Here is a 15,048-nt window from a genome sequence, read left to right as displayed (position 1 = left end):
GGCGACCGGACACCGGGGTGATACGGGCCTCGGGTGCCGTCGACTGCCCGGGCGCAGCCGACCCATGCGCGAGTCGGCCGACTGTCCGGATGCTGCTGCCCTGCGCGCGGGCGCCGTGGCCGTTGTTTCCGTCGCCCCGCGCCCGCATCAGCCCTTCGCGTCACTCCTCGACGAGCAGCCGCTCGCGCAGCTGCGCGAGTGTGCGGGCCAGCAGCCGTGAGACATGCATCTGCGAGATGCCGACCTCCTGCGCGATCTGCGACTGGGTCATGTTGCCGAAGAAGCGCAGCAGCAGAATCCGCTTCTCGCGCGGCGGCAGGTCCTCCAGCAGCGGCTTGAGCGACTCCCGGTACTCGACGCCCTCCAGCGCCTCGTCCTCGGAGCCCAGCGTGTCCGCGACCGCCGGGGACTCGTCGTCCGTGTCCGGTACGTCCAGCGAAAGCGTGCTGTACGCATTGGCCGATTCCAGGCCCTCCAGGACCTCTTCCTCGGAGATGCCCAGTCGCTCCGCCAACTCGTGCACCGTCGGCGAGCGGCCGTGCTGCTGGGAGAGTTCGGCAGTGGCCGTGGTGAGCGAGAGCCGCAGCTCCTGGAGCCGACGAGGCACCCGGACCGCCCAGCCCTTGTCACGGAAGTGGCGCTTGATCTCGCCGACGACCGTGGGGGTCGCGTACGTCGAGAACTCGACGCCGCGGTCCGGGTCGAACCGGTCCACCGACTTGATCAGGCCGATCGTGGCGACCTGGGTCAGATCGTCCAGCGGCTCGCCGCGGTTGCGGAACCGGCGGGCCAGATGCTCCACGAGCGGCAGATGCATCCGGACCAGCTGATTGCGCAGCTCCGCCTTCTCGGCCGACCCGTCGGGAAGGTTGCGCAGCTCGATGAACAGCGCCCGCGCCCCGCTGCGGTCGTGTGGATCGTGGTGTCCATGCTCGCTCATCTGGCCTGCCCGCTCCGCCTGCGACTGCTCCACCGCGACCATACGGCCCGCAGGCCCGTCCGCCCCGTCCACCGGATGGGGCAGGGCCTGCTGTTCCGGGATGTCTGCTGCGTGCACCACCCCTGGTCGGATCGTTTCGTCCCGCACAGGACCGTCCCCGTTCCCGTTGCTCACGCCGGCCCGGGTCCCGCGCCGCGCTGTTTGTACAGGCTGATGCTGACCGTACGGTCGTCGGCGACCGAGGAGTCGACCTTTCCGGCCAGTGCGGAGAGCACCGTCCAGGCGAAGGTGTCCCGCTCCGGGGCCCGGCCGTCCGTCGTCGGCGCCGACACCGTCACTTCGAGAGAATCCTCGATGAGCCGGAAGACGCAGCTGAGGACGGAGCCCGGCACGGCCTGCTGGAGCAGGATCGCGCAGGCCTCGTCGACCGCGATGCGAAGATCCTCGATCTCGTCGAGAGTGAAGTCCAAGCGCGCTGCGAGACCGGCCGTGGCCGTACGCAGCACCGACAGGTAGGCACCCGCAGCGGGCAGCCGGACCTCTACGAAGTCCTGATTCCCGGGCTCGCCTGCGATCTGGGACACCCTCACCTCCAAGGTGGCACAAACTCTTTCGAGGATCCGGGAAGGGTGCCCCGGAGCCATGCGGTACGTCTTCGGTTCTGGTCCGGCGACGCTATCGCGATCCATGATGCCGTGTCTCCGGACCCCCAGCCCATGACTGTCACTCATGGTAAGCCCATGAGCACATACCGTGGATAGGGGGCTGCGGCGGTCAATTACGAACAACCGGCGCCGGTTTGACGTACCCAGACGTCAGACGATCGAACCGTCCTCGAAGCACCAGCGCCAGCTTTCGCCCGACTCGAAGCTCCGCATCACTGGATGACCGGTCTCCTTGAAGTGCGCGGTGGCGTGCTGCAGCGGCGACGAATCGCAGCAGCCGACATGGCCGCAGACCAGGCAGAGCCGTAGCTGTACCGGGTGGGTGCCCGCCTCCAGGCATCCGGGACAGGTCCCGCTGAGCGGGGCCGGCTCGGGGCGCGGCAGTTCGGACACGTGCGGGCATTCACTCATGATTGTCAGGTTACGACGGATACGAGGACCGTGAAATGGACGCATTGCCGCTGGTGGCACTGGTCGCGGCCAGTGCGGCCATCGCGGGGGCGGCACGCCGCACACCCGTGCCGGCTCCGCTGCTGCTGGTCGCGGCGGGGTTGACCGCCTCGTATCTGCCCGGGGTGCCGACGTACACCCTCGACGCGCACATCGTGCTGCCGCTGCTGCTTCCACCGCTGCTCTATACGGCGGCCGTCGACAGCTCGTACCTCGATCTGCGGGCCAATCTCCGGCCCGTCGCGCTGCTCTCCGTCGGTTACGTCCTGTTCGCCACTGTTGCGGTCGGTTGGCTGGCCTACCGCCTCGTGCCCGACCTGCCGCTCACCGCCGCGTTGGTGCTCGGCGCGGTCGTCGCCCCGCCGGACGCGGTCACGGCAGCCGCGATCGCCCGCCGGGTCGGGCTGCCCAGCCGGGTCACGACGATCCTGCAGGGCGAGTCCCTGGTGAACGACGCCACCGCGATCACCGCCTACAAGGTGGCGCTCGCCGCCGCGGTCGGCGAGGGCATGAGCTGGGGCGCGGGGATTGGCGAATTCCTTCTCGCCGCGGTCGGTGGTGTCGCGGTCGGCCTGGCACTGATGGTGCCGCTGCACTGGCTCCGTACGCATCTCAAGGAAGCCCTGCTGCAGAACACGCTGTCGCTGCTGATCCCCTTCGTGGCGTACGCGGCGGCCGAACGCGTGCACGCCTCCGGGGTGCTCGCCGTGGTCGTCGTCGCGCTCTACCTGGGTCACCGTGCCTGGCAGGTCGACTTCGCGACCCGGCTCCAGGAGGCGGCCGTCTGGAAGATGGTCGCGTTCATCCTGGAGTCCACGGTCTTCGCGCTGATCGGGCTCCAGCTGCCCTTCGTACTGAAGGGGCTCGGAACGTACGCCGTGGCAGACGCCCTCTGGTACGCGGTGGCCGTATTCCTCGCTGTCGTCGTGGTGCGCTTCATCTGGGTCTATCCGGCGGCATACCTGCCCCGGTGGCTGTCGAAACGGATCAGGGAGCGGGAGCCCGAGACCAATTGGACGGCCCCGCTGATCGTCGGCTGGGCCGGGATGCGCGGGGTCGTCTCGCTCGCCATCGCCTTCTCCATCCCGCTGGTCACGACTGAAGGGCAGGCCTTCCCGGCCCGCAACCTGGTGCTGTTCCTGACGTTCACCACCGTCATCGGCACCCTCGTCGTCCAGGGGCTCAGCCTGCCGCTGCTGGTGCGCGTCCTGAAGCTGCCGGGGCGCGATGCGACGGCCCGGACGCTGGCCGAGGCGCAGGCGCAGAGCGAGGCGTCCACAGCCGCCGAGGCGCGCCTGGAGGAGCTGCTTGCCGACCGGCGCAACTCCCTGCCCGGACCGCTCACCGACCGGCTGCGCACCGTCCTGGAACGCCGCCGCAACTCCGTGTGGGAGCGGCTGGGCGCGGCCAATCCGGTGACCGGGGAGTCGGCGGACGACACGTACCGGCGCCTTGCCGGGGAAATGATCGAAGCCGAGCGCGAGGTCTTCGTACGGCTGCGGGACGAGCGGCAGATCGACGACGAGATGCTCCGGACGCTGCTCAGACGGCTCGACCTGGAGGAAGCGGCGGCCTACCGGGAGGAGTAGGGCGCACCTTGAGGGGCGCGTCCTACGGTCGGCCCGTGACGACGGCCGTGACCGTGGTTCCCGTAGGGAACGCCCCCTCCTCGGCAAGCGCGGTGAGCGCGTACAGCAGCTTGGCGACATAGAGCCGCTCGACGGGCAGTCCGTGCCGCTGCTCGAAGTCGTCCGCGAAGGCGTGCAGCTGCGGGGGTGTACGGGCGTAGCCGCCGAAGTGGAAGCGCTCGTCCAGGAACCACGACCCGGCAGGCCCGCCGAACGCCGCCTGTTGCAGCTCCCGTACCGAGTCGCCGAGGAAGCCGCCGCGCAGCACCGGAACGCCGAGGGCGCGCTGCCCCGGTGCGAGGCCGGCGGCAAGACCGGCGAGGGTGCCGCCGGTGCCGCAGGCCACGGCAACCACATCGGCCCGGCCGCGCAGCTCGTGGCCCAGCTCCGTACAGCCCTGTGCGGCCAGAGCGTTGCTGCCGCCCTCCGGGATGACGCAGCACTCCCCGAAGACGCTCAGCAGCCCCGCCAAGACCTCTGGATCGGCCTTCGCGCGGTATGTCGTACGGTCCACGAAGTGCAGGGTCATCCCGTCGGCGGCGCACCGGGCGAGCGAGGGGTTGAGGGGGCGGTCGGCCAGTTCGTCACCGCGTACGACCCCGACGGTGGGGAAACCGAGCAGTCGCCCGGCTGCGGCGGTGGCCCGCAGATGGTTGGAGTACGCGCCACCGAAGGTCAGCACGGTGCGCCCGGCGGCGGCCCGCAGGTTGGGGGAGAGCTTGCGCCATTTGTTTCCCGGGAGATCGGGGTGGATCAGATCGTCGCGCTTGAGCAGCAGCCGTACGCCGTGACGCGCGAAGCGCTCGTCCTCCACCGGTTGCAGGGGAGAGGGGAGCACCGGCCGCAGCCGGGAGAGGTCAAGTGCTTCGAAGTGCATGCCGCAATTGTCGCCGTGCCCCGCCGTGCCGGGTGGGTGCGGGTCATTTCAGGCGGTCGTGGATCCGGGCCCGCATGGACTCCATCGTGAAGCCGCGGGGGTCGAGCTTGCCGGGCTGCCACTCCTTGTGGCCGATCACCGAGCGGGAGGTCCAGCCGTGGTGACGGCAGACCGCGGCGGCGGCCTTCTCGATGGCTTCGAGCTGGGCGGCGGGCCAGGGGTCCTTGCCGTCGCCGAGGTTCTCGCACTCGAAGCCGTAGAAGTGCCTGTTCCCGTCGGTGTTGGTTTCGTTGTCGGACGGGAGGCGCTTCTCGGCGACGACGGCGCGCAGTACGTCGTCGTCGCCGAGACCGGCGTGGTTGGCCCGGCCGTAGCCGACCAGGTGGACCCGGCCGTCCTTGGCGATCACGCCGTGGCACAGCGGGCCGGGCAGCTCCGGATAGCCGTCACGGCAGATGCGGACGGTGGACGAGGTGCCCTTGGTGACCGTGTGGTGGATCATCACGCCGTTGACCGGGCCCCAGGGGCCCTTGTGGTTGCGGTTGTGAGTACGCCAGTCGCCGACCTGGACGACGGTGAGCCCCTCGTTCATCAGTGCTGCCAGAAAGGTGCTCGCGGACATGGGTGAGGACATGGCCGACTCCTTGCGCGCGGGGGATCGGGCCTTTCGAAACACGCCCTGATGCGCTTGTACCGGAATGTCGGTCTCCGGGCCATGCCCTGAGGTGTTGTTCGGGCCGTGTGCGATTCGATCCGGTCAATTCCGCGAGCAGTGGGCCGGGTTCAGCCCTGGGCGAGCCACAGGTCGGGGCCGAACACCTCGTAGTGGATGTCGGCCGCCGGAACACCCTTGGCCAGCAACTGGGTGCGCACGGCGCGCATGAAGGGCAGTGGGCCGCAGAGATAGGCGTGGGTGCCGGGGGCGATGGCGAGGCCGCTCAGGTCGACCTGGCCGGTGCGGTCGGCCCGGTGGCCGGGCTCCGGGTCCTCGTACCAGAAGTGGGCGGTGGCGTCGGGGAGTTTTCCGGTGAGCAGGGCGTGGTCGGTGCGCATCGCGTGGTCGGCGGGGGAGCGGTCGCCGTGCACGACGGTGACCGGGGCGCGGTGCCCGGTCGCCGCGAGGTGTTCCAGCATGGAGAGCATCGGGGTGCAGCCGATACCCGCGGAGGCCAGCAGCAGCGGGGCGTCGGCGGAGTCGAGTACGAGATCGCCGTACGGGGCGGAGACCCGCAGCCGGTCGCCGACCCCGACCTCGGCGTGCAGATGACGGGAGACCTCGCCGTCGGGTGAGCCGCCGCCGTGCACCCGCTTGACGGTGATCGAGCGAAGCGGTGAGCCGGGGGCGCTGGAGAGGCTGTACTGGCGTATCTGGCGGGCGCCGTCGGGGAGTTCCACCTGTACGGAGATGTACTGGCCGGGGCGGAAGGCGGGGGCGGGCGCGCCGTCGGCCGGGCGGAGCTGGAAGGTGGTGACATCCGCCGTCTCCTCGATCCGGGTGGTCACCTCCCACTCGCGCCACACGTCACCGGCGACGACACCCTGCTGCGCGTACAGCCGCTCCTCGATGGAGATCAGGGCGCCCGCCATCAGCCAGTAGACCTCGTCCCAGGCGGCGGCGACCTCCGGGGTGACCGCGTCGCCGAGCACCTCGGCGATGGCGGCGAACAGATGGGTGTGCACGATGTCGTACTGCGCCGCGGTGACGCCGAGCGAGGCGTGCTTGTGGGCGATCCGGCCGAGCATCACATCGGGGCGGGTGTCCGGGTGCTCGACCAGCTGGGTCGCGAAGGCGGCGATGGAGCCCGCAAGGGCCTGGCGCTGCGCGCCGGACGCCTGGTTGCCGCGGTTGAAGAGGTCGCGCAGCAGCTCGGGGTGGGCGTCGAAGAGCTTGCGGTAGAAGAGATCGGCGATGTCTCCGATGGCTGCTCCCACGGCGGGGAGGGTGGCACGGACGGTGGCGGTCGACGTCTCGGAGAGCATCGATGACTCCTCGGGTTGAATTGGCATCCAGGATGCGTATTTTTGGGCAGTGTGAATCCGGGCGATGGCGCCCGTGGTGGTGTGCGGTGACTCAGTCGGCGGCAGGCCGGCCGCTGCTGATGCCGATCAGTAGTGGGCCGGTGGGGGAGGTGACGAGTTCGGGGATGGTGAGCGGGTCGAGCGAGGCGTAGAAGGCCTCCTCCGCCTGGCGCAGGGCGCCGCGCAGTCGGCAGGCCGAGCGCAGGGGGCAGGGGGTGGTGCCCTCGCACTCGACGACGTCGCCCGGCCCCTCCAGCTTCCGCACGAGTCCGCCGATCGAGGCGGACCGGCCCGCTCCGGTGAGGCTGAGTCCGCCCCCGCGGCCCCGACGTGCCTCGATGAGGCCGAGATGCTGGAGCTTGGCGACGACCTTCGCGGTGTGGGTGTACGGCACCTGCATGGTCGCCGCCACCTCCCGGGTGGTCGGCGGGTCCTCGTTCTCCACGACGGCGAGGCGCATCAGTACGCGCAGCGCCACGTCGGTGAATTTCGTCAGCCGCATGATGGTCACCGTAGATAACTTGCATCAGGGATGCAAGTTAAAGGGATCCGTGGACATCGCTGAGCGTCGTGCCCAGCCCAAAGGCCAAATAGTCACACTCTTTTGTGTAATGGCGTGCCGACTCACCGTGCTGAAAGGCTTCTTCACGCAGGTCAGCCGATGATCGAGAGGACGTCAGATGTCCGTTGGTGAAGAGGTTCAGAACGCGCCGGTGCCGCCGCAGCAGAGTCTGGGCACGGCGGCGGCGCGGAACCTCGCGACGACCACCAAGTCCGCTCCGCAGATGCAGGAGATCACCTCACGGTGGCTGCTGAAGATGCTGCCGTGGGTGCAGGTGCAGGGTGGCACCTACCGGGTGAACCGCAGGCTGAGCTACTCGGTCGGGGACGGCCGGGTGACCTTCGTGCAGACCGGTGACCGGGTCGCGGTCATCCCTGCCGAACTCGCAGAGCTCCCCGCCCTGCGGGAGTTCGGCGACGAGGAGGTGCTCGGCGAGCTGGCTCGGCGGTGCGAACAGCGCGACATTGCCGCGGGGCAGGTGCTGGCCACCTCCGGGGACGCGGCGGACAGCGTCTTCCTGCTGGCGCACGGCAAGGTCGAGAAGGTCGGCACCGGTCCGTACGGGGGCGAGACGGTGCTGGGGCTCCATGCCGACGGGGCCTACTTCGGCGACCACGCCCTGATCGACGGCGACGCCGTCTGGGAGTACACGGCCCGTGCCGTCACCGACTGCACGGTGCTGACGCTGAGGCGGGCGGATGTGCTGAACCTCGCCGAGCGCGCGGATTCACTCCGCGCCCATCTCGCCGGACTGCTCAACATCCCGCAGCAGCGCACCAACAAGTACGGCGAGGCAGAGATCGACCTCTCCGCCGGCCATGTCGGCGAAGCCGTCGTCCCGCACACGTACGTGGACTACGAAGCGTCGCCGCGCGAGTACGAACTGAGCGTTGCTCAGACCGTGTTGAAGGTCCACAGCCGGGTCGCCGACCTCTACAACCAGCCGATGAACCAGACCGAGCAGCAGTTGCGGCTCACGGTCGAGGCGCTGCGCGAGCGCCAGGAGCACGAGCTGATCAACAATCGCGAGTTCGGTCTGCTCAACAACTGCGACTACGGGCAGCGCCTCCAGCCGCATGACGGCGTGCCCGGCCCCGACGACATGGACGAACTGCTCTCGCGCCGCCGAGGCTCGAAGCTCTTCCTCGCCCACCCCCGGGCCATCGCCGCATTCGGCCGCGAATGCAACAAGCGCGGTCTGGTGCCCGAGAGCGTGGAGGTCGGCGGACACCATGTGCCGGCCTGGCGGGGCGTACCCATCTTCCCGTCCAACAAGATCCCGGTCACCGATGCAGGGACCACGTCGATCATTTGCATGAGGACGGGTGAGGCCGAGCAGGGCGTCATCGGGCTCCAGCAGACCGGCATCCCCGACGAGATCGAGCCCAGCCTGTCGGTCCGCTTCATGGGCATCGACGAGCAGGCGATCATCTCCTACCTGGTGACGGCCTACTACTCCGCGGCCATCCTCGTACCGGACGCCCTCGGCGTACTGGAGAACGTCGAGGTCAGCCGCTGGCGGTAACCCATCGGGGGCCCGGACGACGATGTCCGGGCCCCTGTCAACCTCCGCCACCGGGCAGCCGTGCCCGGGGCGGCCTCGGGAGGACGCCCCAGTGAAGACCCATCACGCACCCCAACCACCCACACCCCGAGCCCCGGGCGACAACGACCCGGCCGCCCTCGCGACGCAGGGCCGTGAGGTCACAGCCCTCCTGGAACAGACCCGGACCCTCGTCGATCCCCAACTGCGCGCCGCCGTCGAATCCTTGCCCGGATCGATCCGCCGCGTCGCGATGTACCACTTCGGCTGGCAGCAGGCCGATGGCACCCCGTCATCGGGGCAGGCGGGCAAGGCGATCAGGCCCGCCCTCGTCCTCGCCGCCGCCCGTGCGCTGGGCGGCGACCAGCGACGGGCGGTACGGGCAGCCGTCGCCGTGGAGTTGGTCCACAACTTCACCCTGTTGCACGACGACGTCATCGATGAGGACCGGACTCGCCGGCACCGGCCCACGGCCTGGGCGGTCTTCGGTATTCCGGACGCGGTCATCGCCGGTGACGCCATGCTTGCCCTCGCCCAACGGCTCCTCGCCGAGGACACCGACCCCGCCTCGGCCCGCGCCTCGGCGCGGCTCTCAACCTGTGTCATCGAGTTGTGCGCAGGCCAGCAGGCCGACTGCGCCTTCGAGGACCGTGGCCCGGACGAAGTCTCGCTGGACGAGTGCCTGACCATGGCCACCGCCAAGACGGGCGCCCTGCTGGGCTGCGCCTGCGCCCTGGGAGCGCTGTACGCCGGCGCGGGGGAACGGGCGGTCGGCGCGATGGACGGATTCGGCCGGGAGGCGGGCCTCGCCTTCCAGCTCATCGACGATCTGATCGGCATCTGGGGAGATCCGGCACAGACCGGGAAACCGGTCGGGGCGGATCTCGTCGCCCACAAGAAGTCCCTGCCCGTGGTCGCCGCACTGACCTCCGGCACCATGGCAGCGGCCGAACTCGCCGCGCTCTACCAGGGATCCATCAGCGCGCCCAACGAGGTGAGCCGCGCCGCCGACGCCGTCGACCGGGCAGGCGGCCGGGACTGGGCACAGGTCTGTGCGGCGGACCGGATGGCACGCGCGGTCCACCACCTGTCCCGGGCGGTCCCCGACCTGGCCCCGGCGGGCGACCTCCTGACTCTGGCGGAGTTCGTCACCCGCCGGACGCACTGACACGGAGAGGGGAGGGGGGAACGGGACGCACGGCGGAATCGGAGGGGGCGCGGAGAAGGGTGCGGAGAGGGGAGTGGAGGCGGGGGCGGAGAAGGGAGCGGAGGGGGGAGCGGAGGGGGAGAACGGTGCAGGGGCGGAGGAAGGAGAACGGAGCAAGGCGCCGAGGTCACAAGGCTCGTGAGACGAAAAGGAGGGCGACAGGGCGACTGTCGTGGGCACGGGCTACAGTCCGTGCCCATGACAGATGAGTCATGGGCAGGGTGGTACCGGGACCGACAGGGTTCCGACGCCGTCATCCTCACCACCGATGGACAGCAACTCCGCCTCCGGATCAGGGGCATCGACTTCGAGGGCGAGAGCTTCGACGGCCTCGCCCCGGTGGCCGGCACGCCACCGGCGGGCGACCTGTTCGCCCTGGTGGACGGCGCGTTGGGCAACTGTGTCCTGGAATGGGACCTGCCGCTCCCGGTATTCTGGGAGGGAGCGGTCCATCAGGCCACGCTCAGCTGCCTGTTGTCGCTGCGCCGTCCCGATCCGTATCTCTACCTGGAGCTGCAGTTCGGCGGGGCGGCCTACCGGTCCCATCGCGCCGAGAGCGACTTCGCCTCCGCCCTTGCCACGATCCAGCGCATCCTGCCGCCCGGGGTGCGCCTCCAGACCTGCATAGCCTGCGCCTTCTCGGACTACTTCCCGGCCCCCGGCCGCGGCCTTTCCGGCGGCCTCGCATGCTTCCGGGGTGCCAAGGACGCCTACCGCGGGGCGGCCGGTGAGGGTGATGTCCTGGACCTGTGGGACCGGCGGACCGGATTCGTCCAGGAGGTCTGGAGCTGCCGTGAGTACGAGCCCCGCCCGGACCGGGGCGCCGGCACCGGACACCGGGGCGCGTTCCCGCTGGAACTCGCCTGATCTCCCTGCCCGGCAGGTCATTTTCGGCCGGTTGTCCGGCCCGTCTGCATCCGGCACCCGCCTCGTGGGCTCAGCTCCGGCCGGGCCGGGAAGGCGGCGTGGTGCCATGTCAGTCGCCGGTGGCATCGATGTTGGAGGTGGCACCGCGGGCGGCGCGGGCGGCGTCGCCCGCGCCCAGGGCGTCGAGGAGATCCTCGTGCCCGCGGTGGTCCGCGCTGTTGAAGCCGTGATCGTGCCCGGCGTGTGGGCATCGAGCGCGCCGTCCTGCCGGCCTTGCTGGTGCTGCCCGCGGGGCTCGCCGTTCGCGCGGCGCCTCGGACCGGGGCACCGCCGACGGCACGCTGCTGGGTGCGGCCGGGCCGGCCCTGAGTGACGTCCTGCTGCCCGCTGTGGTCAAGGCGAACTTCGGCTGGCCGTCATCGGCGCAAGCGGCCGGAGCGCGCAGGAGACCGCCGCGCTCTCGACCTTCTCGCAGAGCGCCGAGTACCTCCTCGCCCCGGCCGGTCCTTTCGGTGTCGGGCTGCTGTGTTTTGCCACCGACGGCCGGGCCCTGTCCCGGGCTGCTGTGTTTTGCCACCGACGGCCGGTCCCTGTCCCGGGCCGTACTGCTCGTGCTCGCCGCCCTCCAACTTCTCGTCGGACTGTCTCTGATCGCGGCGAGGGCGGTCCCCGCCTGATACCGCCGTCACCGACGGCGTGTTGCCAACCTTTGCCAGACCTCTATTGTTCTATTAGCATGCAAACAATGGAGGTTTTCATGAAGCGTAAGAATCTGGGCCGCGCGACCCTCGTCGCCCTGCCCTTCCTGCTCGCACTCGTCGTCGATTCGGTGCTGCTCGTCGTCTTCCGTGACCGGCTGCCCGAGCAGCTGGCCAGCCACTTCCGGGCCGATGGCCGGGCGGACGGGCATGCGGGGCAGGCCTCGTACGTAGTGGTCAACGTCCTCCTGTTCGCCGTGACCGGCCTCCTGTGGGCCCTCATGGTGGTGAGGGGGAAGTTCTACGGGTGGGCCCACCGCTGGCTGTTCGCCGGTGGGTATGCCTTCGCCGGATTCCTCGGCTGGGTGATGGCCGCCGTGCTGCTGGCCAATGTGGACGCCGGTGAGAGCGCGCAGGGGTACGCGCAAGGCGTGTCGTTCCCGGTGGGGCAGCTCGCCGTCGCCCTGGGAGTCGCCGTGCTCGCCGGAGGTCTGGGGCTGGTGCTGGCCGCGCTCGCTTCCGTACCGGAGCAGCCGGCCGCGACCGGGCAGGTCGGGGGCGGTGCGCGGATCGCACTTGCCGAGGGGGAGGTCGCCGGATGGGCGCGCAGCGCCGGGAGCTGGTGGCTTCCGATGGTCGCGCTCTTGCTCGTGGCCGGCGGGGTGGTGCTGCTGATCGTCTCGGGCTGGGTGGCCGCGATTGCGCTGCTGCTTCTCGGTGTGCTGCTGGCCGGCTTCGCGCGGCCGTACGTGGTGGTGGACCGGCGCGGTATCACCATCTCGGGAATGCTGCCCTGGCCGCGCCTCAGGGTGCCGCTCGACCGGATCGAGACGGTGACCAGCCGGGACATCAACCCCCTTGCGGAGTACGGAGGCTGGGGCTACCGCATCCGCCCGGGGCGGACCGGTCTCATGATCCGCTCCGGTGAGGGAATCGTGGCGACACTGGCCGGCGGCCGGGACTTCGCGGTGACCGTCGACGACTCAGCGACCGCGGCCGCGCTCCTCAACACCCTGATCGACCAGCGCCGAGTGGAGTACTGACCATGCTCTTCCGGGTCGATCCCACCTCCACCGTGCCACTCGGTGATCAGATCGCGGCATCCGTGCGCCGCGCCGTCGCCGAAGGGGCGGTGGTACCGGGCGAGCGGCTGCCCGCCGCACGGGTGCTCGCCGAGTCGCTCGGGGTCAATGTCCACACGGTGCTGCGGGGTTACCAGCAGCTCCGTGAGGAGGGGCTGATCGAACTGCGCCGGGGACGCGGCGCGGTCGTCACGGACGGCGTCTCGCCGCACCGGGCCCGGTTGCTGGAGCACGTACGCGAAGTGGTGGCGGACGCGCGCGAACTGGGCATGGCGGAGGACGAGCTGCTGACCTTGGTCCGTACCGCATTGAACAGCCCGTAAACCGGCGCAGTCCGTCCCGTCCCCGGCGCCGTCCCGGCCCCGTCCCGGCGCCGTCCCGGCCCCGTCCCGGCCCCGTCTCGGCGCCGCCCGGTCTGCCCGAGGACGGTCCGCTGGTGGCCGGTGCCTCGCCCGACGCCGGTGGGGACGTCCCGTATCCCCTCGCCGCGGCGGCGAACTGGCCGCACTCGACGCCTTCGGCGATCGGGCCCTGCTGGCCCGCGCGGGACTGCTCCCGGGCCCCTGGGAGAACATCGGCAGGCTGCCCTGGTGGCTGCTGCGGATCGCCCGCGGCGGACCCGTACTGGCCCCGGGCGCACGAGATCTGATGCTCCAGTACATCGACGCCCGCGGCCTCGCGAACTGGCTCCTGGGCGCGGGTCGCAGCCGTCTGCACGGTCCGTACAACCTGGTCAGCCGCCCGGGCCACGCCACCATGCGGCAGCTGCTGGACGCCTGTGCGCGCGCCACCGGCTCCGACGCGGAACTCCGCTGGACTCCCACGGAGACCGTCCTCGCGACGGGTGTGGAGCCCTGGAGAGACCTGCCGGTCTGGCTGCCGCCGGGCGAGCTGTACGACACCGTGCACCGGGGCGACGTCAGCAAGGCGTACGCGGCCGGTCTGCGCCGCCGGCCGGTCGAGGAGACGGTCGCCGACACCTGGAAGTGGCTGGCCGAACGGGGTGGTGCGGCACCGCGGCGGCCCAACCGGGCCGCGGTCGGTCTGGACCCTCGGGTGGAGGCCGAACTGCTGGCGGAGACGGCCTGACGCGCGCTCGTGCGCGCACGGCCTACCCGGGCGCGGCCCCGCGTGTCCGGGTATCCGGGTGCATCGGACACCGACCGGCGTGGCATTTCAATCGTTTGTTAGCCAAAGCTGCATATTTCCCTACATGGCAACAGATGCGCGTAGGCGCGGCAAAGGTATTCGGGCGGCGGTGGCCGTGACAGCGGCAGCGGCAATGGTGGGCACGCTCGCGTCCACCGCTGTCGCCGACCCGCTGCCCGGCGGGCTCGGCCCGTGTCTGGGGAACGACTGCCCGACGACATGGCCCGACCCGGGCAACAGGCCCGTCACCCACCACGACAGCAATATCAACATCTTCGTCGGCGGTGACTTCCTGGTCCGGGAGACCGCTGCCGAGGCCGAGGGGAAGATCGTCGCCCTTGGCGACTTCGACATGGACAAGCGCGAGGGCGTCTCGCAGATCTACAACGTCGGCGTTGCGGACGTGGGCTCCCGGGTGCCGCCGCCCAACGGATCCGACTACCTGACCGTGGGCGGCGCTCTGATCGTCGCGAGCGGAAGGCGGCTGCTCGCCGAAGGGGGCCTGAACCACGGTCTGGTGAAGTACGCACAGAACCTCAGCGGGACGGTGAACCCGACGGCGGTCCAGGACCCCGACGCCACGGCGCCGTACACCGCGCTGCGCGACCAGCTGACCGAGTCCAGCCACTGCTACGCGTACGACGACAACATGGACCACCGCCGGCCCACCACGGGCACCGTGCAGAACAATGGCTTCGAGACCGTCTTCACCGGTGACGGCACCTCCGCCATCCAGGTCTTCGCCGTGGACGCCGATGTGGCGACAGCTCAGGGTGGCCAGCAGGGCATCACGTTCAACGGCATTCCGGACGGCGCGACCGTGCTGGTCAACGTCTACGGCAGCAGCCGCAACATCAGTACGCTGATGGGCTCGCTGCCCCAGGCCGGACTCCGTGAGCACCTGATGTGGAACTTCCCGGACGCCACCGAGATCGGGCTGAAGGGCACCGGACAGTTCCAGGGCAGCGTGCTGGTCGGTAACCAGTCGAGCATGACGACGCTGGCGATGAGCGGCACCAACGGTCGCTTCTACACCGCCGGTTCACTGACCCATACCTCCGAGGGCGAGTCGGGCGGTCAGGAGCTGCACTCCTATCCCTTTGACGGGGATCTGCCGACCTGCGGTGAGGAGTCGTCGCCCACGCCGACCCGGACGGACTCTCCCACCCCGATGCCCACCGAGACCCAGGGGCCGTCCCCTTCACACACGACACCCGCGCCGAAGCCCACCCCCACCCAATCCTGGCCGCACAAGCCCGACCACAACGGGTCGGACAAGCCCGACCACAACGGGTCGGACAAGCCCGACCACAACGGGTCGGACAAGCCCGACCACAACGGGTCGGACAAGCCCGACCATA

The 15,048-nt window shown here is 70.2% G+C and carries 14 protein-coding genes and 1 pseudogene; 8 read left to right on the top strand and 7 right to left on the bottom strand.

Annotated elements, in window-relative coordinates; translation table 11 throughout:
- Window positions 1-160: 160 nt before the first annotated feature.
- From ACZ3IC_RS05980 to ACZ3IC_RS05970, 3 genes are all read right to left on the bottom strand, one after another.
- Window positions 161-1,222: an RNA polymerase sigma factor SigF gene (locus ACZ3IC_RS05980; protein WP_467413165.1), complete on the bottom strand. Its 1,062-nt coding sequence runs from the start codon at window positions 1,220-1,222 to the stop codon at window positions 161-163.
- Entirely contained in the window at window positions 1,111-1,524 is a 414-nt protein-coding gene (locus ACZ3IC_RS05975; RefSeq protein WP_073781878.1) for an ATP-binding protein, read from the bottom strand. Before ACZ3IC_RS05975 ends, ACZ3IC_RS05980 begins: the two co-directional genes overlap by 112 nt.
- Before the next feature lie 231 nt (window positions 1,525-1,755).
- A complete protein-coding gene (locus ACZ3IC_RS05970; RefSeq protein ID WP_467412989.1) occupies window positions 1,756-2,016 on the bottom strand; it encodes a UBP-type zinc finger domain-containing protein in 261 nt (86 codons plus the stop codon).
- Window positions 2,017-2,051: 35 nt separating this feature from the next.
- Here ACZ3IC_RS05970 and ACZ3IC_RS05965 point away from each other — a divergent pair, with 35 nt between their 5' ends.
- On the top strand, window positions 2,052-3,644 hold the full coding sequence (locus ACZ3IC_RS05965) for a Na+/H+ antiporter (RefSeq protein ID WP_467412987.1): 1,593 nt from the start codon (window positions 2,052-2,054) through the stop codon (window positions 3,642-3,644).
- Window positions 3,645-3,666: 22 nt separating this feature from the next.
- On the opposite strand, the gene ACZ3IC_RS05960 is transcribed toward ACZ3IC_RS05965, so the two are convergent.
- The 4 genes from ACZ3IC_RS05960 to ACZ3IC_RS05945 all read right to left on the bottom strand — a co-directional run bounded on the left by ACZ3IC_RS05960 (window position 3,667) and on the right by ACZ3IC_RS05945 (window position 7,081).
- A complete protein-coding gene (locus ACZ3IC_RS05960) occupies window positions 3,667-4,560 on the bottom strand; it encodes a 1-aminocyclopropane-1-carboxylate deaminase/D-cysteine desulfhydrase (protein WP_467412986.1) in 894 nt (297 codons plus the stop codon).
- Between the two features lie 43 nt (window positions 4,561-4,603).
- Complete coding sequence (locus ACZ3IC_RS05955; RefSeq protein ID WP_467412984.1) at window positions 4,604-5,194, bottom strand: N-acetylmuramoyl-L-alanine amidase; 591 nt, start codon at window positions 5,192-5,194, stop codon at window positions 4,604-4,606.
- Between the two features lie 149 nt (window positions 5,195-5,343).
- Window positions 5,344-6,540: a globin domain-containing protein gene (locus ACZ3IC_RS05950; RefSeq protein ID WP_467412983.1), complete on the bottom strand. Its 1,197-nt coding sequence runs from the start codon at window positions 6,538-6,540 to the stop codon at window positions 5,344-5,346.
- 91 nt (window positions 6,541-6,631) lie between these two features.
- Window positions 6,632-7,081 carry an RrF2 family transcriptional regulator gene (locus ACZ3IC_RS05945; RefSeq protein ID WP_467412982.1) on the bottom strand — a complete coding sequence of 150 codons (450 nt, stop codon included), beginning with the start codon at window positions 7,079-7,081 and terminating at the stop codon, window positions 6,632-6,634.
- 178 nt (window positions 7,082-7,259) lie between these two features.
- On the opposite strand from ACZ3IC_RS05945, the gene ACZ3IC_RS05940 reads away from it, so the two are divergent.
- The 7 genes and pseudogenes from ACZ3IC_RS05940 to ACZ3IC_RS05910 all read left to right on the top strand — a co-directional run.
- Window positions 7,260-8,666 carry a family 2B encapsulin nanocompartment shell protein gene (locus ACZ3IC_RS05940; RefSeq protein WP_467412980.1) on the top strand — a complete coding sequence of 469 codons (1,407 nt, stop codon included), beginning with the start codon at window positions 7,260-7,262 and terminating at the stop codon, window positions 8,664-8,666.
- A 22-nt stretch (window positions 8,667-8,688) separates the two neighbouring features.
- Window positions 8,689-9,852, top strand: coding sequence for a family 2 encapsulin nanocompartment cargo protein polyprenyl transferase (locus ACZ3IC_RS05935; protein WP_467412978.1), 1,164 nt, complete (start codon window positions 8,689-8,691; stop codon window positions 9,850-9,852).
- 237 nt (window positions 9,853-10,089) lie between these two features.
- Window positions 10,090-10,758 (top strand): DUF6304 family protein, encoded by a 669-nt coding sequence (locus tag ACZ3IC_RS05930; RefSeq protein ID WP_467412976.1) that lies wholly within the window; start codon window positions 10,090-10,092, stop codon window positions 10,756-10,758.
- A 757-nt stretch (window positions 10,759-11,515) separates the two neighbouring features.
- Window positions 11,516-12,499, top strand: coding sequence for an SdpI family protein (locus ACZ3IC_RS05925; protein ID WP_467412975.1), 984 nt, complete (start codon window positions 11,516-11,518; stop codon window positions 12,497-12,499).
- Between the two features lie 2 nt (window positions 12,500-12,501).
- Entirely contained in the window at window positions 12,502-12,861 is a 360-nt protein-coding gene (locus tag ACZ3IC_RS05920) for a GntR family transcriptional regulator (protein ID WP_467412973.1), read from the top strand.
- A gap of 80 nt (window positions 12,862-12,941) precedes the next feature.
- Window positions 12,942-13,627: pseudogene (locus ACZ3IC_RS05915) on the top strand (Rossmann-fold NAD(P)-binding domain-containing protein); the annotation flags it as partial.
- Between the two features lie 169 nt (window positions 13,628-13,796).
- Window positions 13,797-15,048: choice-of-anchor A family protein (locus ACZ3IC_RS05910; protein ID WP_467412972.1), on the top strand; the 1,252-nt coding region annotated here is incomplete at its 3' end.

The organism is Streptomyces sp. NPDC002958, from assembly GCF_055563255.1.
This window is presented reverse-complemented; position numbering and strand designations above follow the sequence as displayed.

Bases quoted from the DNA above. Each gene is read 5' to 3' on its own strand.
- ACZ3IC_RS05925 (WP_467412975.1), top strand. From the start codon at position 11,516: ATGAAGCGTAAGAATCTGGGCCGCGCGACCCTCGTCGCCCTGCCCTTC.
- ACZ3IC_RS05940 (WP_467412980.1), top strand. From the start codon at position 7,260: ATGTCCGTTGGTGAAGAGGTTCAGAACGCGCCGGTGCCGCCGCAGCAG.
- ACZ3IC_RS05920 (WP_467412973.1), top strand. From the start codon at position 12,502: ATGCTCTTCCGGGTCGATCCCACCTCCACCGTGCCACTCGGTGATCAG.
- ACZ3IC_RS05970 (WP_467412989.1), bottom strand. From the start codon at position 2,016: ATGAGTGAATGCCCGCACGTGTCCGAACTGCCGCGCCCCGAGCCGGCC.
- ACZ3IC_RS05965 (WP_467412987.1), top strand. From the start codon at position 2,052: ATGGACGCATTGCCGCTGGTGGCACTGGTCGCGGCCAGTGCGGCCATC.
- ACZ3IC_RS05955 (WP_467412984.1), bottom strand. From the start codon at position 5,194: ATGTCCTCACCCATGTCCGCGAGCACCTTTCTGGCAGCACTGATGAAC.
- ACZ3IC_RS05945 (WP_467412982.1), bottom strand. From the start codon at position 7,081: ATGCGGCTGACGAAATTCACCGACGTGGCGCTGCGCGTACTGATGCGC.
- ACZ3IC_RS05935 (WP_467412978.1), top strand. From the start codon at position 8,689: ATGTCCGGGCCCCTGTCAACCTCCGCCACCGGGCAGCCGTGCCCGGGG.
- ACZ3IC_RS05950 (WP_467412983.1), bottom strand. From the start codon at position 6,540: ATGCTCTCCGAGACGTCGACCGCCACCGTCCGTGCCACCCTCCCCGCC.
- ACZ3IC_RS05930 (WP_467412976.1), top strand. From the start codon at position 10,090: ATGACAGATGAGTCATGGGCAGGGTGGTACCGGGACCGACAGGGTTCC.
- ACZ3IC_RS05960 (WP_467412986.1), bottom strand. From the start codon at position 4,560: ATGCACTTCGAAGCACTTGACCTCTCCCGGCTGCGGCCGGTGCTCCCC.